The sequence below is a fragment of the Pseudoalteromonas luteoviolacea S2607 genome (assembly GCF_001625575.1).
GTDB lineage: Bacteria > Pseudomonadota > Gammaproteobacteria > Enterobacterales > Alteromonadaceae > Pseudoalteromonas > Pseudoalteromonas luteoviolacea_E.
In genome coordinates, this window is the sequence record NZ_AUXV01000073.1 from 230,351 (window position 1) to 247,737 (window position 17,387).

Here is a 17,387-nt window from a genome sequence, read left to right on the forward strand (position 1 = left end):
ATCAATGAAGCTTAGGGATCTGCTATTTATTACTTCTTTTCCGTTGGTGGTTATCGGCCCGATATTAGTCGGCGTCATTTCATACCAATTTTTAAAGGAAAGTACTTTTGATAAGCTTCAAGTGGTAAATGCGATTCATACGAAGGACTTTGTCGAATTACATATTGATGCGCGTCATGACATCTTAGTAAAAAATAAGATGGATGGCCTGAAAAATTACGTCACAGCCTATAAAAACGAGGTGGTTGTAGAGGCTCAGTCCGAAGATGAGTCCTACAAGGGTAGCTTTGTTATTGCGGAAAACCAAGGAGGGCGCTTTTTTTACAATCGGGGGTACTTTGTCGGAGTGACTGATTTGGAGATGAGCTCAAGCTTAGCTGGATTAGAGCATGATGACAGAATACTAGAATTGAACGGCGAAAAGTATGTCTTTTCAAAGCTGCAGTTTGAGCCTTGGAAATGGGATATCTATGGACTTTACCCTATTGAAGAAACCAGTGAGCTATTGAAAGAAGTCGCATTTGCAGTGTTTCTTGTGTGTGGTCTGATTTTGGTTGTGTTATTTACGGTGACGTCTCTAATGTATAGGTATTTTGTCATTAAGCCTTTGAGCGAAATCAGCTCATTTTCAGAACGGTTATCCCAGCTTAAATTGGAAGATCGATTGAGGATTAAGTCACCGGAAGAGTTTAGGGTACTGAGTAAGCACCTAGACAGAATGCGAATGAGTTTGACTGAAAATATCGGTAGGATTGAAAAAGCGAATGAAGAGTTAAGCCAGTTTTCTTATCGCACATCCCATGACTTAAAATCGCCTTTAACAGCATCTAAAAAGTTAACAGAATTCATTTTACAAGACATAGAAAGTGGTGATCTTGAAGAGGCAAAAAGCAGTGTTACACGGGTTCAATCGCAGGTAACTAAACTAGAAAGCCTTGTCGATGATGTTTTATCTCTTACTAAAATAGATTTAATTGCAGAAAATGAGAGTGAGTTCAATATTAAAACGCTGATTGATGACATAGTCGATAAGCGTCAAATCTTCTTTGAAGAAGATTGCTGCACACTGTCGGTGGTGGTGGATTTAGCAGATCCCATCATCCGCGGACATAAAATTCGATACCAACAAATAATAGAAAACTTGGTTTCAAATGGGTTTAAATACAAAGATGAAACCAAACAAAACCCTTACGTTAAATTACACATTATAAGTGTTGACGAACGTTTATCGATCACGGTTGAAGACAATGGTGTAGGTATACCAGATAAGCATCATAGTGAAATATATCAGATGTTTAAGCGATTTCACCCGAGCTTAGCATCTGGATCTGGGCTTGGTCTTGCGATTGTTAAAAAACATGTCGAAAGGATGCAAGGGAGCATTCATTTCACATCGTCGCAGCAAGGCACAACCTTTCGAATAGATATTAAAAGGAAATAAAATCAATGGATCCCATTTCGGTCTTGATCGTAGACGATAGCGAAGACGATCGGTATATCTTAACTAGACAGCTTAAAGAGACAAAAATTCCTATCAGCCAAATATTTGAATGTAGTGAAGGCGCGTCAGCTTTACGTTTTTTTGTGGACTATGAAAAAAATGTAGCACGTTATGCAAGTGGCTATCCACCTACGTTTGTTTTTCTAGATATCAATATGCCGCTTATGGATGGATTTGAATTTTTGGAAGAGTTTAAAAAAATGCAATCTAAGCAAGGCCCAGACCCCATTATTATAATGTTCAGTAGCTCTGACCGAAAAGAGGATGTTGACAGGGCTGCGGGGCTTTCAATGGTGAAAGCCTATTTGGTAAAAGGAAAATATGATATTGAACAGCTCAAAGCCGAATTGTCTGTATCTAGTAAGTAGCAAATGCGAACAGTTAGAATATGCCATCAGTTGCGCATTTGTCGTAATGTGCTTTAGCTCTTCTTATTGTGACTGCCAGCAGGTGTTTTTGCGTCGCAATTAACAAGTGATAGGCGGCTGGCTTTGCATTCATCTTTTAAGGTATGCTTGACTTTGTTTTCACTCATAGGCTGATAAAACAAAAAGCCTTGTTGAAGAGAAATCCCCATGCTGTCGCATGCTTTCGCTTGCATCGTGGTTTCAACACCTTCGCCAACGACCTTGATGCCGAGCTTGTTTAGCATGAACGATAAGCCCTGTAGCATATCGTGCTGTTTTGATTCTGGTTGTGCGATTTGCTGCACAATTGAACTGTCAATTTTCACGAGCTCAAACGGGTATTGCAGCAGATGAGAAATTGATGATAGGCCACTGCCAAAGTCATCCAATGCTAAGCCTACCCCTATATTTGATAGCGCATGTAATGTTTCATTAATGGCTTGATCGTTTTGCAACAGGGCAGCCTCTGTAATATCAAGCACGAGCTTGTTAGGAGGCACCGAGACTGCGTGAAGAGTTTGTTCAACCATAGCGGCAAAGTCGCTGTCACACAGCTGGCAAGGTGAGATATTAATAGACAGCCTGAACTGATACTGGTCATCACATAACATCTGGCTAAATTGTTCTAAAGCACTTTCTAACACCCATTGCCCTATGGCTTGAATAAGGCCTGCTTCTTCTGCAATGGGGATAAACTCCTCAGGTAACTGAGTGGTATTTGCCAAAGGCCATCTAATAAGCGCTTCTATCATATTGATGGTATCGGATTGGCTGTCGATGATGGGCTGATAGTAGAGTTCAAAGTGTTGACTCTGCGCTGCCAATCTAAGCTCAGATTCAATTTGATATTTTAGTAAAAATGCTTCCTGCATATTGTCTTGAAAGATACAAATTTTGTCGCTGATGCCGTTTTTTGCTCTGTACATCGCGATATCTGCAAGTTTCATGAGCTCTTTACGATGCTCAGAGTTGATGGGCGCTACTGCAATCCCAATGCTACTTGAGCAATGAATGGCATGGCCATCGATTTCAAAAGGAACGTGAAATGTATTTAAAACGCGTTCGGCAATTGCTTGGATCTGCCTGATAGAAGTGAGTTCGCCGCAGGCAAAAGCAAACTCATCTCCACCTAACCTAGCGAGAAGCTCATTTTCTCTTAGTACTTCTTTTATTCTTCCGGCTACCGCCACCAAAAGCTGGTCGCCAACCTCATGACCAAAATTGTCATTGATATGTTTAAACTTATCCAAATCCAGCATCATCACAGCAACTATTTCACGATTACGTCGCTGCCTTGCTAGTAATAAACGGTTCAACATTTCATCAAAATGAAAGCGGTTGTGTAGGCCAGTTAACGAATCTTTTTCTGCGAGCTGTTTCACTTGATGGTAGCTTTCATAAAGCTGTTGTTCTAACTCATGTCGTTTACGCGCTTGCAATATTGACCGCGTTAGTTGTGTGCTGGTGACTTCTTGTTTGAGCAAAAAGTCTTGCGCACCGGCATTGATACAGTCCAATACTAGCGCTTCATTATACAGATTACTGATCATCACAATGGCTGTGTGTTTCAGTTGCGGTTGACTTCTCAGTTTTACAATCGCCTCAACGCCGTTAATTTGAGGCATATTGTAGTCCATTAAAATCACATCAAAGTGCATTTCATCAAGGTATGCATACGCTTCATCGGCATTGTTTGCTTCGACAATATCATAATGGTTTTGTTCTTTAGACAGCGTTCTAATGATTGTTTTTCTGTCTATTACATCATCGTCAACGACGAGTAACTTGGTGTAAGTCATGCGGTCCTTTTTCCTATAGATACAGTGGCTTTGAGCCAGCTAAGGATTTCCTAAGATGCTACATTTATCATCGTTTAGTAGGGCATACAGCATAACTTTAGTCCAAAAGCCTTAAATGAAAAGCTAGGACCATGAAGAAGTGCGTTTAACTAATAGAATTATTGCCAACTGAAGGATATTGATATGTTATTTGCCAATGGGACAAATATGTGTAAATTGGATAGATGTTGGAAAGCACACGTGTCGCTAAACTCGATTATTCAATTGTAAAAAGGAACTGGAGAAAAACATGGAATACATGCTGGCAGTGATTTTATTTGCCATTTCAACATCAATTACCCCTGGACCTAATAATATTATGGTGATGACCTCAGCACTCAACTTTGGCGTTAAAAAAACCTTGCCTTTGTTAGTCGGTATTTGTGCAGGGTTCAGTGTGATGTTGTTAGTCATCGGGTTTGGTTTTGGGCAAGTATTTACCGCGTTCCCGAGTTTACACCTTATTATTAAGTGTATAGGCATCGCCTATTTACTGTATCTTGCATGGGCTATCGCCAAATCAGCAAGTGCCCCAATTAATACAGACGAAGCTAAGCCGCTTACGTTCATGAATGGTGCGCTATTTCAGTGGGTTAATGCAAAAGCATGGGTGGTGGCAACAGGGGCAATAGCAGCATTTACAAGCATTGGGGATGGGTACTATACACAAAACGTCATAATCGCCTTGGTGTTTTTTATTGCTGCATTCCCTTGTGTTGGTACTTGGCTTTTATGCGGTTCAGCTTTAAAGCGGGTGTTAACCAAAGATAAATATAGAACCTTGTTTAATTATGTGATGGCCATGCTGCTGGCGTTATCGGTTATGCCAGTAGTGTTTGAGCTCATTGAGCAAACACAGGTAGCAAATTTATGGGCGTAAATGTCGTGGTCGTACATGGTGATATTTTGGATCAACAGGTTGATGCAATTGTAAATAGCTGGAATCGCAACATAATTCCTTGGTGGTTGCTATTACCACAGGGTGTTTCGGGGGCGATAAAGCGCCGAGCGGGTACTGCGCCATTTAAAGAGGTGGCAAAATATGGTGCAATTCCGTTAGGGGAGGCGCGGCTTACCTCTGCAGGAACATTGAACTTTAAGGGAATTATTCACGTCGCGGGTATTAATTTATGCTGGTATGCCACTGAGTATTCAGTGAAGCAGTCGGTCATTAGTGCGATCAGGTTGGCAGAAGCGAACAGTTTTAAAACCTTAGCGATGCCTCTCATCGGCGCTGGATCTGGTAACCGCTCTGAACAGTGGTCATTAGAATGTATGCTGCGTACGTTAGAATCCATTGAGAGCATTGTAAAAGTTAAGGTAGTCAAGTTCTCTACATCAAACCAATGACAAAACCAGATAATTCATAATGTTAAGATTTTATCTATAGTGGCTGTGTGGGCAATCGCTTATACTTATGCTGTATTAAGATAGGTATTTCTGGTTTTAATTGCAGGTCGTATACATATTAAGCCAGTCTGTATTTTTGGGGAAATAACGTGAATATTGTCATCATAGAGGATGAATCAGCCATTGCTGATACCCTCATTCATGTGCTGGAAATGGATGGCTTTCAAGCCCATTGGTTTAATACCGCTGGCGCTGGAGTGGCGCATTTAAAAACAAAGTCGGCGGATTTGTTGATACTAGATGTTGGGTTACCTGATGGCAATGGGTTTGAATTGTGCAAACAAATAAGAGGCTTTTCTGACATTCCCATTATATTTTTGACCGCGCGAGCAGACGAAATAGACAGAGTAGTGGGGCTGGAGATAGGCGCAGATGATTATGTAACTAAACCGTTTAGCCCCAGAGAGCTGTTAGCTAGAGTAAAGCTGAGACTGAAATCGATACGGCGACAAGCACAGCCTGAGTGTGAGCAAGGACAAGATGAACTACGCGTCGAAAACTTTGACTATGTGAGGGGAAACACTGCCCTTGGTCTGACTGCATTAGAGTTCAGGTTGTTAGATGCTTTACTAAAATCGTCTCCCAGAGTATTGAGTCGCCAACAACTTATGGACTTTTCTAGTATGCCAAGTGAAGAGGCGTATGAGCGCAATGTCGATTCACACATAAAGTCTATCCGCATTAAATTGCAAAAGGTTGCGTTAGCTGAGTGTTTAAAAACCAAACGGGGTTTTGGTTACTATTTTGAAAAGGAATAGAATGTGAGCCGCTGGCCTAAGATCCCACTCGGGTTGAGATTGTTTTTATTGTACTTTGTCATTGTGATCATGACGACGTACTTTGTAAGCTCGACATTAATCAAAGAAATTAAACCCACCGTACGTCAAACAACAGAAGAGACGTTGGTTGATATGGCTAACTTGTTAGCGGTGCTGGTGGCTGAAGAGCTGGCTAACGGAACATTAGAAACGAGCCAAATTTCGAGACTGTTACAGCAGTTTGGTAACCGCAGTGTCGACGCAGCAATTTGGGGGGTTGATAAAACTGTGATGTCGCATCGAATCTATGTTACTGATATCAATGGTATCGTGGTCGCTGATTCATGGCAGCAAGACATCGGTAGTGACTTTTCACGTTGGAATGATGTTTACCTCACGTTGCGGGGAGAGTACGGTGCGCGCTCCACAGCTACAGATCCTAGCGATCCACTCTCAACGGTTATGCATGTGGCAGCACCGATCATATTTGACAACAAAACCATTGGTAGCTTAACCGTTGCGAAAGCAAATCGCTCGGTACAGCCATTCATTGAACTGTCGCAGCAACGTGTTTTTAACTGGCTTGCGGTGATGAGTGTGCTGGTACTGCTCGTTGGAGCGGTCATCGCGTGGCGAATTAACTCTGCACTTAGCAAGTTGTCGTTGTACGCCTATAAAATGGGTCAAGGTGAAAAGGCCAATAAGCCAATATTTAGAGTATTTTATGAATATGGCCAATTAAGCGATGCATTGGCCAATATGCGTTCACAACTCGATGGAAAACAGTATGTTGAATCATACGTTGAAACGTTAACGCACGAGTTAAAAAGTCCGCTGTCAGGTATAAAGGGGGCAAGTGAGTTACTGCAATTGCCACTAGATGACCAAAAGAGAGAAAAATTTGCGTGTAATATAGAACGCGAATCCCAGCGCATGCAGTTGCTTATCGAGAAGCTCCTAGAGCTTACACGGCTAGAAAAGTTGCCAGAGCTTGAGAAACCAAAATCAATGCAGAGTCGAGAATTAGTCGATTATGTGGCTACGGCGATGAGCGTGAAAATAGAACACAAATCAATTGACTACGTCCTCCTATCTGAGTCAAACCCCATAATTAAAGGTGATGAGTTTTTGCTTCGCCAAGCGTTGCTCAATGTATTTGAAAATGCGTTGGATTTTGTATTTGAGAAAGGAAAAATCCAAGTATCTGTTGAGCAGTTGAAAACACATGTTTGTTTTAAAATATATAACGATGGTCCGTTAATCCCCGATTATGCTTTGCCACGATTAACCGAGCGATTTTATTCGTTACCGCGGGCAGCGGGAAATAAAAGTACGGGGCTCGGACTTAATTTCGTTGAACAAGTGGCAAAGCTTCATTTTGGCTATTTAAAGGTAAAAAATTGCCAGCAAGGGGTTGAAGTGTCGCTCGCCATCAAGTCTCCATAAACTCTCCATATAAGCTCCATAGATTGCCCAAGCTGCCTTGCTAAAGTTTGGGCAAACCTAAGGAGTGAATGATGAACAATCAAAGTAAAGAAAAAATAGGTGTTAAGTTTGGCATGCTAATAGGGCTCATTATCTTACTGATGATCCCAATGACCATGATAGAAGAGCTGATATCTGAACGCAGTAACATGCAAAAGCAAGTGCAGCAAGAAATTGCAAAAAGTAGCAGTGCACAACAGCGCCTTGTTGGCCCGTTCATTTACGTAGAATATGAACGAGACATAGAGCGACAAAGCACGGTGAGCGTTATAAAGGAAAATACTTTTTTGTTGCCTGAAAAGCTCAATATCCACAGTGCGCTTGATACGTTCGAAAAATTTCGCAGTATTTATAAAGCGACCTTGTATCGTTCAAATAACACTATTTCAGGTGTATTCAAAACCTCTGACCTTCATATATTAAAAGACCAGCGTGTGACATCGATAAGCCTTGTTTTTGGGATCTCAGATATTCGAGGCATTGGGTTAGACTCGGCAGTTAAAATTGCTGGTGAAGACGCTAAAATCTTGCCCGGAACTGGAGTCAAAAGGTTAAAAGAGGGTGTGCACGTGCCACTTGAGCGCGCACATGTGTTTGCTTCATCAGAGCTATCATTCTCCGCAGATTTACATCTACAAGGGATGGAAAAGCTAGCTATCTCACCACTAGGTAGGGAAACACGCGTGAGTATGGCCGCAGATTGGCCGCATCCGAGCTTTGTTGGGGCTTATTTACCAATAACCTCAAACATTAACGGTGACGAGTTTAATGCAAATTGGCAAGCGAGTTACTTTTCAACCAATATGCAAAGTACGTTTGAAAGCTGTATTTTACGCAGCGAATGTGGAGAGTTAACTGAACGGACAATGGGGGTCGCGCTTGTTGATCCGGTCGATCATTACTTAAAAAGTCATCGCGCAGTTAATTATGCATTGTTGGTGATTTTACTTGTGGTTGCTAGCTTCTTTTTATTGGAGCTCGTACGAGACGAGCCAATTCATCCTGTACAATATGGATTCGTAGGGCTTGCACTCGCAATATTCTATCTATTACTTATTTCTCTCAGCGAGCATTTAGGCTTTGGGATTGCATATGTGATTTCATCATTTGCCGCGACTGGACTACTTGGTTGGTATGTAAGTGGTGTCCTAAAAAGTGGCGTGATAGGCGGTTACTATTTCGCAGGTTTAATTATGCTCTATTCACTGCTTTACGGCATGCTTGGCGCTGAAGATTATGCGCTGCTTATGGGGAGCTTAATGTGTTTTATCGTTTTGTCACTGGTCATGATCCTTACACGTAAAGTAAATTGGTATAGCAGTGCGAAGTTAAATAAAAAGCGCGACCAGCAAGTATCTGACCCATCAAATGATGAGATTGAATAGTCTTTAATTCGAATATAAAGTCATAAAATTAATGATTTAGACGCATTCTAATCAAACAATCCATGTGGCAGTATTGACGGTTTTTTAGCAAATAAAAGACCGAGGAATGAATTATGCCTGAGCTTACAATACTGCCATTATTTATCATTACGACCATACTTTTAGCTATTTCGCCAGGTCCTGATCTGGTGTTAATTTCTGCTTATTCGTCTGGACAAGGGTTTGCAGCTGGCGCGCGCCTTGCCTTGGGAATTTTTATTGCTGGTATTGTACAGACGCTTGCTGTGGCGCTGGGGCTTGGGCAATTGATGCAGCAATTTCCACCCATCGTAATGGCGATAAAGTTACTCGGCGCTTTGTACTTAGCATGGCTTGGTATAAATATGCTTAAGTCTTGGTGGGTAGATAAAAGCACTTCAAAAACAGACCTTAATAGTGATGAAAACGTCAGTGGAGGATTAGTTTTAAAGGGCTTTCTAAATAATTTAATGAACCCTAAAGCGCTGCTATTTTTCAGTGTGTTTCTCGTGCAATTCACACATAGTAACTCGTCTTTGACTTTGCAGATACTGGTACTAGGCACGTTACTCAGTACTCTGGTTTTGTTAGTTAATCTCATTTTCGCTGTTTCATTTAGTAAGTTAGGTAAAGTGTTGGCCGGTAGGTTTAGAATAGGTCGTCATTTTGATGGCGTTTTAGGCGTCTTGTTTGTGACGCTTGCAGCGAGGCTTGCTACCTCAAAATAATAAATAAACAGGGAAATACATGATTCACATTGTACCAATAGAAACAGAACGGCTACGTTTAGTGGCACCCAGCGCAGCATGTTTAGACGCCTACTTACAATTTTATACCGATGGTGAAGCGTCAAAAATGTACGGTGGGCCGATTGAGCCTGCGCAAGTACTTGCAAGGTTGAAAGCAGATTTGGGCTCATGGTATTTACATGGTTTTGGTGTCTGGGTTGTACAAGAGAAAGCCTCTGGTAATTACATTGGTACTTGTGGTTTTTGGCAAGGCTATAATTGGCCCACTGAACTTACATGGTGGCTAATACCCAAAACGCGTGGTCTAGGCTATGCCAAAGAAGCTTCTATTGCTGCGATTAATTATGCATACGATGAACTGGAGTTTTCACAAGTTCGCACTTATATGAACGATGACAATGACGCTGCCCGAAAATTAGTTGAACGGCTAGGTGGTACTAAAACAGATAGAATGTTGTTCCCAGATGGATTATATCGAGATATTTATACCTTAAAGAAGGTGAGCATATAAGTGCTCACCATTCACTCAACCGGCTGTAACTGAACCCGCTTATAGGCAGATATTATCTCTGACACATCGTCACTACCTTGGTTAATACGTTGATAATGATCAATGGTCTTATTCAAGTAGTGTTTGGCTATTTCATACTCTTGTTGATCTTGATAGCACCAAATACGCTGGCCCACAGCATGCACGGGTTGACCACCGAATTTATCAGCCGAAACATAAATAAGTTCATAGCTGCGTTTGTTTTCATTGACTAATCGCTCATTTTTTAAGGTCAGTGCCAGCGATTGTAATGTTTGTCGCAGTGTATACAAGTGATGCACTGGGCAAAGAATAAAGTCGATGTTTAAATTTGGGCTTTGACGCATGATATTTTGCACAAAAGCGCTACACAAATCACCGCCAACCCCAGCAATAATCACCAAATGCTTGCCCGCATACTGTGACAGAGGTAAGGCCGTGACGTCTTGGCAATGTGTTTGCCAATGCGACTCTTTATGGGCATAGAATTGCGTGAGTTTTTCATCTAATTCATTAATCAGGTGCGGTACTATATCGACAAAGTGGATTTTTGCGTTCAGGCCTTTATCTAATAAGTTCGCGCCAAGTAGACCGTGGTCGCAACAGCAATCCCAAATATGTGCATAGTCATTGTTCACTAAGTCGCTAATCTGCGACAGGCGTTTTCCCAATTTCATTTGAACACCATTTAGCTGGTTTGATAGCGGGCTAAAAACGTGTCGACAGTTTGGTTTATCACAAATTCTTGATCCATATGAGGCTCTAGCGCGAAACCGTAGAGGCGCGGATAGAAAATAAATGATTTCAGTTGGAAGACAAATTGCTTTGCAGCGAAAGTAACATCTTCCACATTGATTGCGCCAGATGAATTGGCAGCAACAAGAAACTCTTCCAAATAACGCATGCAGCCCACTTTAGTATTGTTTAGGTGCGCGGCCATATCTGGGTTTTGCAATAACTCTAAAAACGCGACACGGGCGATTCGCAAAAAGGTGTCTGACGTAAGCAATTGTGCCTCTGCTTGCGCAATATTAATTAGCTGTGACCGAATGCATTGGTCAGGCGTATAAAGCAATGTATTGCCTTGCTCAACGTGTGTCAGCATGTTTTCGATTACAGCGTACAAAAGCGCTTCTTTGCTATCAAAGTGGTTATACACAGTACGCTTAGATACTTCTGCGGTTTGCGCGACCAAGTCCATACTGGTTTGCTGTGCTCCATTTTCAGAAAACAGCTGCTCAGCCGCTTGAATGATTTGCAGGCGTTTTTTTTCTGATAGCTTCATATCAACTCCTTACTAAAGTGAGCGTAGTTTAGCGGAATTATAAAAAACTTGCACTAGGTAGTTTACTTTTAGTTCAGAACGTGAAAAACTGCACCGTGTAGTTTACTTTTGATGGTGGCGTATGAAAGCTAGATACAAATTTTCTTTACTCGCATCGGTATTTGTTTTGACAGTTGGAGGATGTGCAATGGTTTCGAATTTAGACGCGCAAGTGAGTGATTCAGGATACAGCTCCAAGCAATTTAAAGACGGTAAGTTTTACAATACCAATGAGGTAGAGCAGCCGGGCTTGAAAAAGACGTTAGGGATTTTTTGGCGTTTTATTACTGAGTCCAAGCAAGATCCAATGCCCAATATTCCTCTTCCTATGGTGCAACAGAGTCCGGATATGCTCGCGCAACTTTCAGACGATCAAATACACATGATTAAATTGGGTCACTCGTCAGTACTATTAAAAGTATTTGGTAAGTATTGGTTGTTGGACCCCGTATTTTCGAAGCGTGCGTCTCCTTTTAGTTTTGCAGGCCCTGAGCGATTCCATGAGGCGCCAATTACGTTAGCGGACTTACCGCAAATCGATAGGATCTTAATTTCTCACAATCACTATGATCATTTAGATAAAGAAAGCATTTTGTCTCTTATGGATAAAACAAAGGAGATATTTGTTCCGTTAGGTGTTGAAGGTGACCTAAAGCAATGGGGAGTAGACACAAATAAGGTGAAAGTATTTGATTGGTGGCAGGAGCATACGGACAAATCCAGCCTAGTTGCGTTTGTTCCAACCCAACACTTTTCTGGCAGAGGCTTAGGTGATGCCAATAAAACTTTGTGGGGTTCGTGGGTCATCAAAGCAGCTGACCAGAGCATTTACTTTAGTGGTGACTCTGGATATTTTGACGGCTTTAAAGAAATTGGTCGCCGCTACGGGCCTTTTAACTACACCTTTATTGAAACGGGTGCATACGACAAAGATTGGGCTGATATTCATATGACACCGGAGCAAAGTGTACAAGCACACATAGACCTGAATGCTGAGGTGATGCTGCCAATACACAATGGCACATTTGATTTAGCATTTCATGCTTGGTATGACCCGTTAGAGCGGGTAACCACAGCTGCCGCACAAAAAAATGTAACGGTCAATACGCCAATTGTGGGTGAGGTGATCACCGCAGGCGAACCTCACAATAATGCTTTTTGGTGGAAATCTCTGATGTCAAAAGGTTAGTTGTTTAGCTCAAGTGCATCTCAACTTAACAGCCTTGATACATGTGTATATAATTACGGTCCAATTACGAATGAGTTTTTGGACTTTTTATGTATACAGACATAGAGCAAGCAACCGCCGTTGTTGTAGACAGGCAACTCGACGCTTACAACAGTCAAGATATCCATGCATTTGCAGCAACTTACGCTGATGATGTGGAAATCTATCAAGGTCAAAATTTAGTATTTAAGGGCAAACAGACGCTCGTAGAGCGCTATGGTAAAAAGTTTGCAAGTTTGAGCTATTTGCGTGCAACGTCGATGACTCGGATGGTACAGGGTCGCTTTTTAGTAGATCATGAGCTTGCTGAGTCATCTACGCAGCCCAACAAAGAAATCGATAATAGCGTGAAAGTGATTGCAGCGTATGAAGTTGAAAATGGCTTAATCAAACGCGTGACGTTTATGGGTTAGTATTTCGAAATCGGTTTATATTTGGGTTTACAGTCTATTTGATATTAATTATCATTATCAGTAATTGTTAGCCCTAATATTCACTATGTTCGATACTTATCTAGAAGCCAAAGATGCTCAATTGCGGGCCTACCAAGATGCCAATGCAGAGCTAGCAGTGCACTCCATGATATTAAAACACAGCCCAGCAAATATAGATAATCTTGCTGCGTATATCCGATCTGCCAAAAAGCTCATTGATATCTGTTTGAGAGATGAAGACCGGCTTTTGGTTATCAATTTGCGGCTATGGGTGAGGAGAAACCTGGTATTAAACCATGGCAGAGGCTCTGCTAACATACGCTTTCAAGCTATGTGTGAAAAAGAACTAAACCAAATAGATACGCATTTAGTAAAGGTATTTACGCCCTTTGGTAGAAATATTGTACCTTTGCTTAGAAAAGTTTAACGGGCCCGTGGTCGAGCCCATTTAATTGTCACTTAGAAGCAAGTATTGCCGAGTGGAGTTGTCTAGACCGCTCGATTAAATAGTCCTTACCGTAGTCATTGTTCTCAAGTTCTTCATATAGAAAGCTCGGTAAATCGTTTTTATACTCGTCACTTAAACTCGCAATACCAAGCGCACAAGCTGCGATTGTATCCACATCTCCCCCAAACGCGACAGATTGAGTGAGTAAAGCCGAATAACTATCTTCAGATAACAATACGGAGAGTAACGCATTGACAGTCTCGTAGCCACAGCAGGCGACCTCGCCATGCCAGTTGGTATTCCATTGAATGTTTGTATGAGATTGAACAAATTCACCCAGTTGTGCTTTTGGTCCCAACTTGTAGTAAAAGTAATGACTTGCAAGTGCAACCGCTTGTGACGAATTGATGCCAATGGGGGTATTATGTGTAATTGACGCTTGAACTTCCGCTTTATGGAGTACCTCTTCAATTGTAGGGAATAGCCCAATTGGCACCGAGCGCATTGCCGCCCCGTTGGCGACGCTGTTGGGTTTTATTTTGGCTAGGAACTCATCGGCGTTAGATATAGAGTTTAAAAAAGCATAAAACCCTTTGGAGTATCCCAGTCGTTGATCCCTTTTAAAGCAGTCGATAAATTTACGGGTTATCGTCTGTTTATCCCAAGTTTCACCATCAATAATGAGTTCAGCCAGCGCAAGTGACATTTGCGTATCGTCTGTATAGTGTCCTGGCGCAATGCCAAGGCCATGTTCATGGTAGGCACTTAGATTGTTGAATTGAGTTATTTTTTCTCTTTTGGCAAATTCAAAGCCCGCACCATAGGCATCACCAATGGCAATTTCTAATAACATGTCGATTCCTTAAAAACCGGGGAGGGAAAGCTAATTTTGTGTAATTGCCAATAATGACCATATTACATTTTATAATGTTTAACACATTTAACATGCAGATAAGCAAAAAGAAAGTACAATCTATGCTCGACTGCGCAAGTAATAATTCAATTTGGATTGTATCGCTTATTTTGGTAATTCCTTAACTTTAAGAGCTTTGTTAAAATAACGGGCTTAAATGCTTATTTTTGAGGAGTTTCATGAAGCACTGGGCTGTACGACTATCCGTCTTATTTATTATCATTTTGGTTGCGAGACAGCCAGATATAGAACTTGATCATCAAGGCAAAACCATTTCGTACAAAGGATTAGTACAACCTACAGACTACACTGGCGTTACAAACGCAACCTGTACAGCAGATAGGCTGACTAAGGTGGCGCATCCGTTCATTGAAAACACCATCCCGGCAATAGAGAGAGCGTTCGAGCTAGGCGCAGATACCGTACACTTAAATATCCATGCAACTTCAGACAAAAAGCTTGCCGTATTTCACGATTGGACTCTGGATTGCAGAACAAATGGTGAAGGTATTACCTCAGAACAGTCAATGGTATTTCTGAAAACGTTAGATGCAGGGTACGGGTACCGCATTGGTGAAGAAGAAGGCTTATATCCATTGAGAGGGCAGGGGGTTGGTTTGATCCCATCGCTTGATGAAGTGTTAACGCGTTTTCCTGAACAGTCATTTTTACTCAATATGAAAACGGCTGGTCCAGAAGCGATTGAGGTACTTTCAACACATCTAAATGAGATGGATCCAGCGCAAAGAAGCCGATTAAGCTTTATCGGTATGCAGAGTATTTCAGAAGCCATTGCCGAAAAGTTTCCTGAGCAAATGACCTATTCAAAAGAAGTGGGTAAACGTTGCTTGGTGAAATATTTTTTCATGGGTTGGTCTCGTTATTATCCAGCATCTTGTGCAAACACAACACTTGTTTTACCTGAGCAGTTTGGCCGTATTTTATGGGGTTGGCCAGAACAGTTCGCAGCAAGAGCACAACAAAATGGTACTGAAGTTTACCTGTATCAAAAATCTCAACCATATTCCAAAGCGTCAGACTTGAGAGAGTATGGTATCGGCTTGTTTACTGGTGATATGGTTGGTCTTGCAGAGCAAGGTAACAACACGAAATAAAGCATTGATTAGAGTGCCAAACAGAGCTTGTCTGTTTGGCATTTCACCGTTAATAGACATCCCTCACATAGCGTTTTTGTTTTTTAAGATTCGCGACATATTCTTGAGACTGTTGTTCGTCTAACTCGCCATGTATAGCAATGATGTTATGCAGTGCCTTGTCTACGTCTTTGGCCATTCTGAAGGCATCACCACACACATACAAATAGGCACCGCGCTCAATCCAAGAAAATAATCGCTCGCCTTGCGATTGCATTTTATCTTGTACATAGATTTTTTGTGCTTGGTCGCGTGAAAATGCGAGATCTAAGTGCGTAAGCAAGCCACTTTCTTGCATCTGCTCAAGTTCTTGTTGATATAAAAAGTCATTTGCTTTTGTTCTGTCACCAAAAAACAGCCAATTGTCGCCACTTGCTCCGGTAGCTAAACGCTCTTCTAAAAACCCCCTAAATGGCGCTATTCCTGTGCCGGGGCCAATCATGATAATAGGGGCTGTAGGGTCTTGTGGCACACTAAAGTGTTTGTTTGGTGCAAAGTAACACTTGATTTTACTTCCGGGTTCGCAGAGGTCTGCCAAGAAAGTTGAACAAACACCATGATGCGCACGATCCGCTTGGTGATATCTCACACTGGCAATAGTTAAGTGCACTTCGTTGCTATGCTGCTTGATACTAGAAGAGATTGAGTAAGCACGTGGTGCTAAGGGCTTCGCAAGGCGTATAAAGTCGCTGGCTGTAAAGGCATTGGGCGCATAGCGGCTGAGTAGGTCTATACAATCTAGGCCCCAAACGAATTCATTAAGCGCCTGTGCCCCTTCATCAAGCTTGGCAATAAATGCTTGATCGCCACTGCGTGTTGCCACTTCAGCGATAAACTCTTTACTTGGCATACGTATTTCTAGATCTTCGGTAAATATTTTGTGTAGTTCTTGCGTGTGCCCATCGTAATGCTCGTGCTGCTCTTTTCTGGCACCGAGTAAGCCAATAAGCTCTGCTACTAAGTCGGGGCGATTGCGCGGCAGTAAATTAATGGCGTCTCCCGCTTCATAAGTCTCCCCTGAATCCAGTAAAGAAAGCTCATAGTGACAAGTTTCTTTCCCTGAATCTGGATTATTCAAGGTGTATTTTCGTACTAATTCGGCTTCAAATGGGTTGTCTCGGTTGTACTTTGGTTTAACTTTCCTAGTTGAACTCGCGGGGGCGGGCATCACTTCACTGCCACCATCACAGCCTTTTTGAGCAATTGTTGGGAGTGTTTCTGCAATCCATTCTTGTGCCGGTGATTCAAAAGCAACATCACAGTCTACTCTGTTGGCAACGCGTGTCGCGCCAAGTGCTTCTAAACGCTTGTCCCACTCTATGCCCGCTAAGCAAAAATCATCGTAGTTGGTATCTCCCAGTGCCAAAACTGAAAAATATGTATTATCAAACCTTGGAGCATCTTGTGCTGAAATATCATCCCAAAGTGCTTGTGCGTTATCTGGCATTTCGCCTTCACCGTAGGTGCTGGTGATGACAAGTAAACGCTCGGACTTACTAAGCTGATGTATATCGACATCGTCCATATCTTGTACATGGGCTGTCAATCCATGGTTTTTAGCAATTTCGGCGGCTTCTTCAGCGACACTTTCGGCATTACCGGTTTGCGAACCATAAATGATGGTCAAAGGCTTTACTTGCGAAGTGGCGGTGTTAACCGTAGTGACATGTTCTTCTTTCACCAATAATCTAGTGTGCAAGCCAGCTAAAAAGCCACCTAACCACTGCCTTTGATCATCATTAAAAGGGATGTCTTGCGGTAAAAAAGGGACTTTTTTGTTACTTTTTAGTTGTTCCATCATATTCT

At 41.9% G+C, this 17,387-nt stretch carries 18 protein-coding genes; 13 read left to right on the forward strand and 5 right to left on the reverse strand.

Annotated elements, in window-relative coordinates:
• Positions 1-4 precede the first annotated feature (4 nt).
• Positions 5-1,441 carry a sensor histidine kinase gene (locus N480_RS24460; RefSeq protein WP_063375050.1) on the forward strand — a complete coding sequence of 479 codons (1,437 nt, stop codon included), beginning with the start codon at positions 5-7 and terminating at the stop codon, positions 1,439-1,441.
• A 5-nt stretch (positions 1,442-1,446) separates the two neighbouring features.
• A complete protein-coding gene (locus N480_RS24465) occupies positions 1,447-1,869 on the forward strand; it encodes a response regulator (protein ID WP_063375051.1) in 423 nt (140 codons plus the stop codon).
• Between the two features lie 53 nt (positions 1,870-1,922).
• Here N480_RS24465 and N480_RS24470 read toward each other — a convergent pair whose 3' ends face one another.
• Positions 1,923-3,707, reverse strand: a complete 1,785-nt coding sequence (locus tag N480_RS24470; protein WP_063375052.1) for a GGDEF domain-containing response regulator — start codon at positions 3,705-3,707, stop codon at positions 1,923-1,925.
• 289 nt (positions 3,708-3,996) lie between these two features.
• Between N480_RS24470 and N480_RS24475 the strand changes: the two genes are divergently transcribed.
• From N480_RS24475 to N480_RS24505, 7 genes are all read left to right on the forward strand, one after another.
• On the forward strand, positions 3,997-4,626 hold the full coding sequence (locus N480_RS24475; RefSeq protein ID WP_063375053.1) for a LysE family translocator: 630 nt from the start codon (positions 3,997-3,999) through the stop codon (positions 4,624-4,626).
• Positions 4,617-5,096, forward strand: coding sequence for a macro domain-containing protein (locus tag N480_RS24480; RefSeq protein WP_063375054.1), 480 nt, complete (start codon positions 4,617-4,619; stop codon positions 5,094-5,096). Before N480_RS24475 ends, N480_RS24480 begins: the two co-directional genes overlap by 10 nt.
• A 149-nt stretch (positions 5,097-5,245) precedes the next feature.
• Positions 5,246-5,914 carry a response regulator gene (locus N480_RS24485; protein ID WP_063375055.1) on the forward strand — a complete coding sequence of 223 codons (669 nt, stop codon included), beginning with the start codon at positions 5,246-5,248 and terminating at the stop codon, positions 5,912-5,914.
• 3 nt (positions 5,915-5,917) lie between these two features.
• Positions 5,918-7,360 carry a two-component system sensor histidine kinase CreC gene (gene creC, locus N480_RS24490; protein ID WP_063375056.1) on the forward strand — a complete coding sequence of 481 codons (1,443 nt, stop codon included), beginning with the start codon at positions 5,918-5,920 and terminating at the stop codon, positions 7,358-7,360.
• A gap of 68 nt (positions 7,361-7,428) precedes the next feature.
• Positions 7,429-8,784 (forward strand): cell envelope integrity protein CreD, encoded by a 1,356-nt coding sequence (gene creD / locus N480_RS24495; RefSeq protein WP_063375057.1) that lies wholly within the window; start codon positions 7,429-7,431, stop codon positions 8,782-8,784.
• Between the two features lie 113 nt (positions 8,785-8,897).
• Positions 8,898-9,530 carry a LysE family translocator gene (locus tag N480_RS24500; protein ID WP_063375058.1) on the forward strand — a complete coding sequence of 211 codons (633 nt, stop codon included), beginning with the start codon at positions 8,898-8,900 and terminating at the stop codon, positions 9,528-9,530.
• A gap of 19 nt (positions 9,531-9,549) precedes the next feature.
• Positions 9,550-10,062, forward strand: coding sequence for a GNAT family N-acetyltransferase (locus N480_RS24505; RefSeq protein ID WP_231102317.1), 513 nt, complete (start codon positions 9,550-9,552; stop codon positions 10,060-10,062).
• A gap of 11 nt (positions 10,063-10,073) precedes the next feature.
• On the opposite strand, the gene N480_RS24510 is transcribed toward N480_RS24505, so the two are convergent.
• Positions 10,074-10,757: a tRNA (adenine(22)-N(1))-methyltransferase gene (locus N480_RS24510; RefSeq protein ID WP_063375059.1), complete on the reverse strand. Its 684-nt coding sequence runs from the start codon at positions 10,755-10,757 to the stop codon at positions 10,074-10,076.
• A gap of 11 nt (positions 10,758-10,768) precedes the next feature.
• Positions 10,769-11,365 carry a TetR/AcrR family transcriptional regulator gene (locus tag N480_RS24515; RefSeq protein WP_063375060.1) on the reverse strand — a complete coding sequence of 199 codons (597 nt, stop codon included), beginning with the start codon at positions 11,363-11,365 and terminating at the stop codon, positions 10,769-10,771.
• A 187-nt stretch (positions 11,366-11,552) separates the two neighbouring features.
• Here N480_RS24515 and N480_RS24520 point away from each other — a divergent pair, with 187 nt between their 5' ends.
• The 3 genes from N480_RS24520 to N480_RS24530 all read left to right on the forward strand — a co-directional run bounded on the left by N480_RS24520 (position 11,553) and on the right by N480_RS24530 (position 13,493).
• Positions 11,553-12,593 carry an MBL fold metallo-hydrolase gene (locus tag N480_RS24520; RefSeq protein ID WP_063375061.1) on the forward strand — a complete coding sequence of 347 codons (1,041 nt, stop codon included), beginning with the start codon at positions 11,553-11,555 and terminating at the stop codon, positions 12,591-12,593.
• 89 nt (positions 12,594-12,682) lie between these two features.
• Positions 12,683-13,045, forward strand: a complete 363-nt coding sequence (locus tag N480_RS24525) for a nuclear transport factor 2 family protein (protein ID WP_063375062.1) — start codon at positions 12,683-12,685, stop codon at positions 13,043-13,045.
• Positions 13,046-13,130: 85 nt separating this feature from the next.
• On the forward strand, positions 13,131-13,493 hold the full coding sequence (locus N480_RS24530) for a hypothetical protein (protein WP_063375063.1): 363 nt from the start codon (positions 13,131-13,133) through the stop codon (positions 13,491-13,493).
• 28 nt (positions 13,494-13,521) lie between these two features.
• Here N480_RS24530 and N480_RS24535 read toward each other — a convergent pair whose 3' ends face one another.
• Complete coding sequence (locus tag N480_RS24535; RefSeq protein WP_063375064.1) at positions 13,522-14,367, reverse strand: ADP-ribosylglycohydrolase family protein; 846 nt, start codon at positions 14,365-14,367, stop codon at positions 13,522-13,524.
• Between the two features lie 239 nt (positions 14,368-14,606).
• Between N480_RS24535 and N480_RS24540 the strand changes: the two genes are divergently transcribed.
• Positions 14,607-15,542 carry a glycerophosphodiester phosphodiesterase family protein gene (locus tag N480_RS24540; RefSeq protein ID WP_063375065.1) on the forward strand — a complete coding sequence of 312 codons (936 nt, stop codon included), beginning with the start codon at positions 14,607-14,609 and terminating at the stop codon, positions 15,540-15,542.
• A 49-nt stretch (positions 15,543-15,591) separates the two neighbouring features.
• On the opposite strand, the gene N480_RS24545 is transcribed toward N480_RS24540, so the two are convergent.
• A complete protein-coding gene (locus tag N480_RS24545) occupies positions 15,592-17,379 on the reverse strand; it encodes a diflavin oxidoreductase (protein ID WP_063375066.1) in 1,788 nt (595 codons plus the stop codon).
• Between the last annotated feature and the right edge of the window lie 8 nt (positions 17,380-17,387).

What these genes read in the sequence shown, in the direction of transcription:
- N480_RS24535 (WP_063375064.1), bottom strand. Translation starts at nt 14,367, where the DNA reads ATGTTATTAGAAATTGCCATTGGTGATGCCTATGGTGCGGGCTTTGAA.
- N480_RS24540 (WP_063375065.1), top strand. Translation starts at nt 14,607, where the DNA reads ATGAAGCACTGGGCTGTACGACTATCCGTCTTATTTATTATCATTTTG.
- N480_RS24460 (WP_063375050.1), top strand. Translation starts at nt 5, where the DNA reads ATGAAGCTTAGGGATCTGCTATTTATTACTTCTTTTCCGTTGGTGGTT.
- N480_RS24545 (WP_063375066.1), bottom strand. Translation starts at nt 17,379, where the DNA reads ATGGAACAACTAAAAAGTAACAAAAAAGTCCCTTTTTTACCGCAAGAC.
- N480_RS24465 (WP_063375051.1), top strand. Translation starts at nt 1,447, where the DNA reads ATGGATCCCATTTCGGTCTTGATCGTAGACGATAGCGAAGACGATCGG.
- N480_RS24480 (WP_063375054.1), top strand. Translation starts at nt 4,617, where the DNA reads ATGGGCGTAAATGTCGTGGTCGTACATGGTGATATTTTGGATCAACAG.
- N480_RS24470 (WP_063375052.1), bottom strand. Translation starts at nt 3,707, where the DNA reads ATGACTTACACCAAGTTACTCGTCGTTGACGATGATGTAATAGACAGA.
- N480_RS24530 (WP_063375063.1), top strand. Translation starts at nt 13,131, where the DNA reads ATGTTCGATACTTATCTAGAAGCCAAAGATGCTCAATTGCGGGCCTAC.
- N480_RS24515 (WP_063375060.1), bottom strand. Translation starts at nt 11,365, where the DNA reads ATGAAGCTATCAGAAAAAAAACGCCTGCAAATCATTCAAGCGGCTGAG.
- N480_RS24500 (WP_063375058.1), top strand. Translation starts at nt 8,898, where the DNA reads ATGCCTGAGCTTACAATACTGCCATTATTTATCATTACGACCATACTT.
- creD (WP_063375057.1), top strand. Translation starts at nt 7,429, where the DNA reads ATGATGAACAATCAAAGTAAAGAAAAAATAGGTGTTAAGTTTGGCATG.
- N480_RS24520 (WP_063375061.1), top strand. Translation starts at nt 11,553, where the DNA reads ATGGTTTCGAATTTAGACGCGCAAGTGAGTGATTCAGGATACAGCTCC.
- N480_RS24510 (WP_063375059.1), bottom strand. Translation starts at nt 10,757, where the DNA reads ATGAAATTGGGAAAACGCCTGTCGCAGATTAGCGACTTAGTGAACAAT.
- N480_RS24475 (WP_063375053.1), top strand. Translation starts at nt 3,997, where the DNA reads ATGGAATACATGCTGGCAGTGATTTTATTTGCCATTTCAACATCAATT.
- N480_RS24505 (WP_231102317.1), top strand. Translation starts at nt 9,550, where the DNA reads ATGATTCACATTGTACCAATAGAAACAGAACGGCTACGTTTAGTGGCA.
- N480_RS24525 (WP_063375062.1), top strand. Translation starts at nt 12,683, where the DNA reads ATGTATACAGACATAGAGCAAGCAACCGCCGTTGTTGTAGACAGGCAA.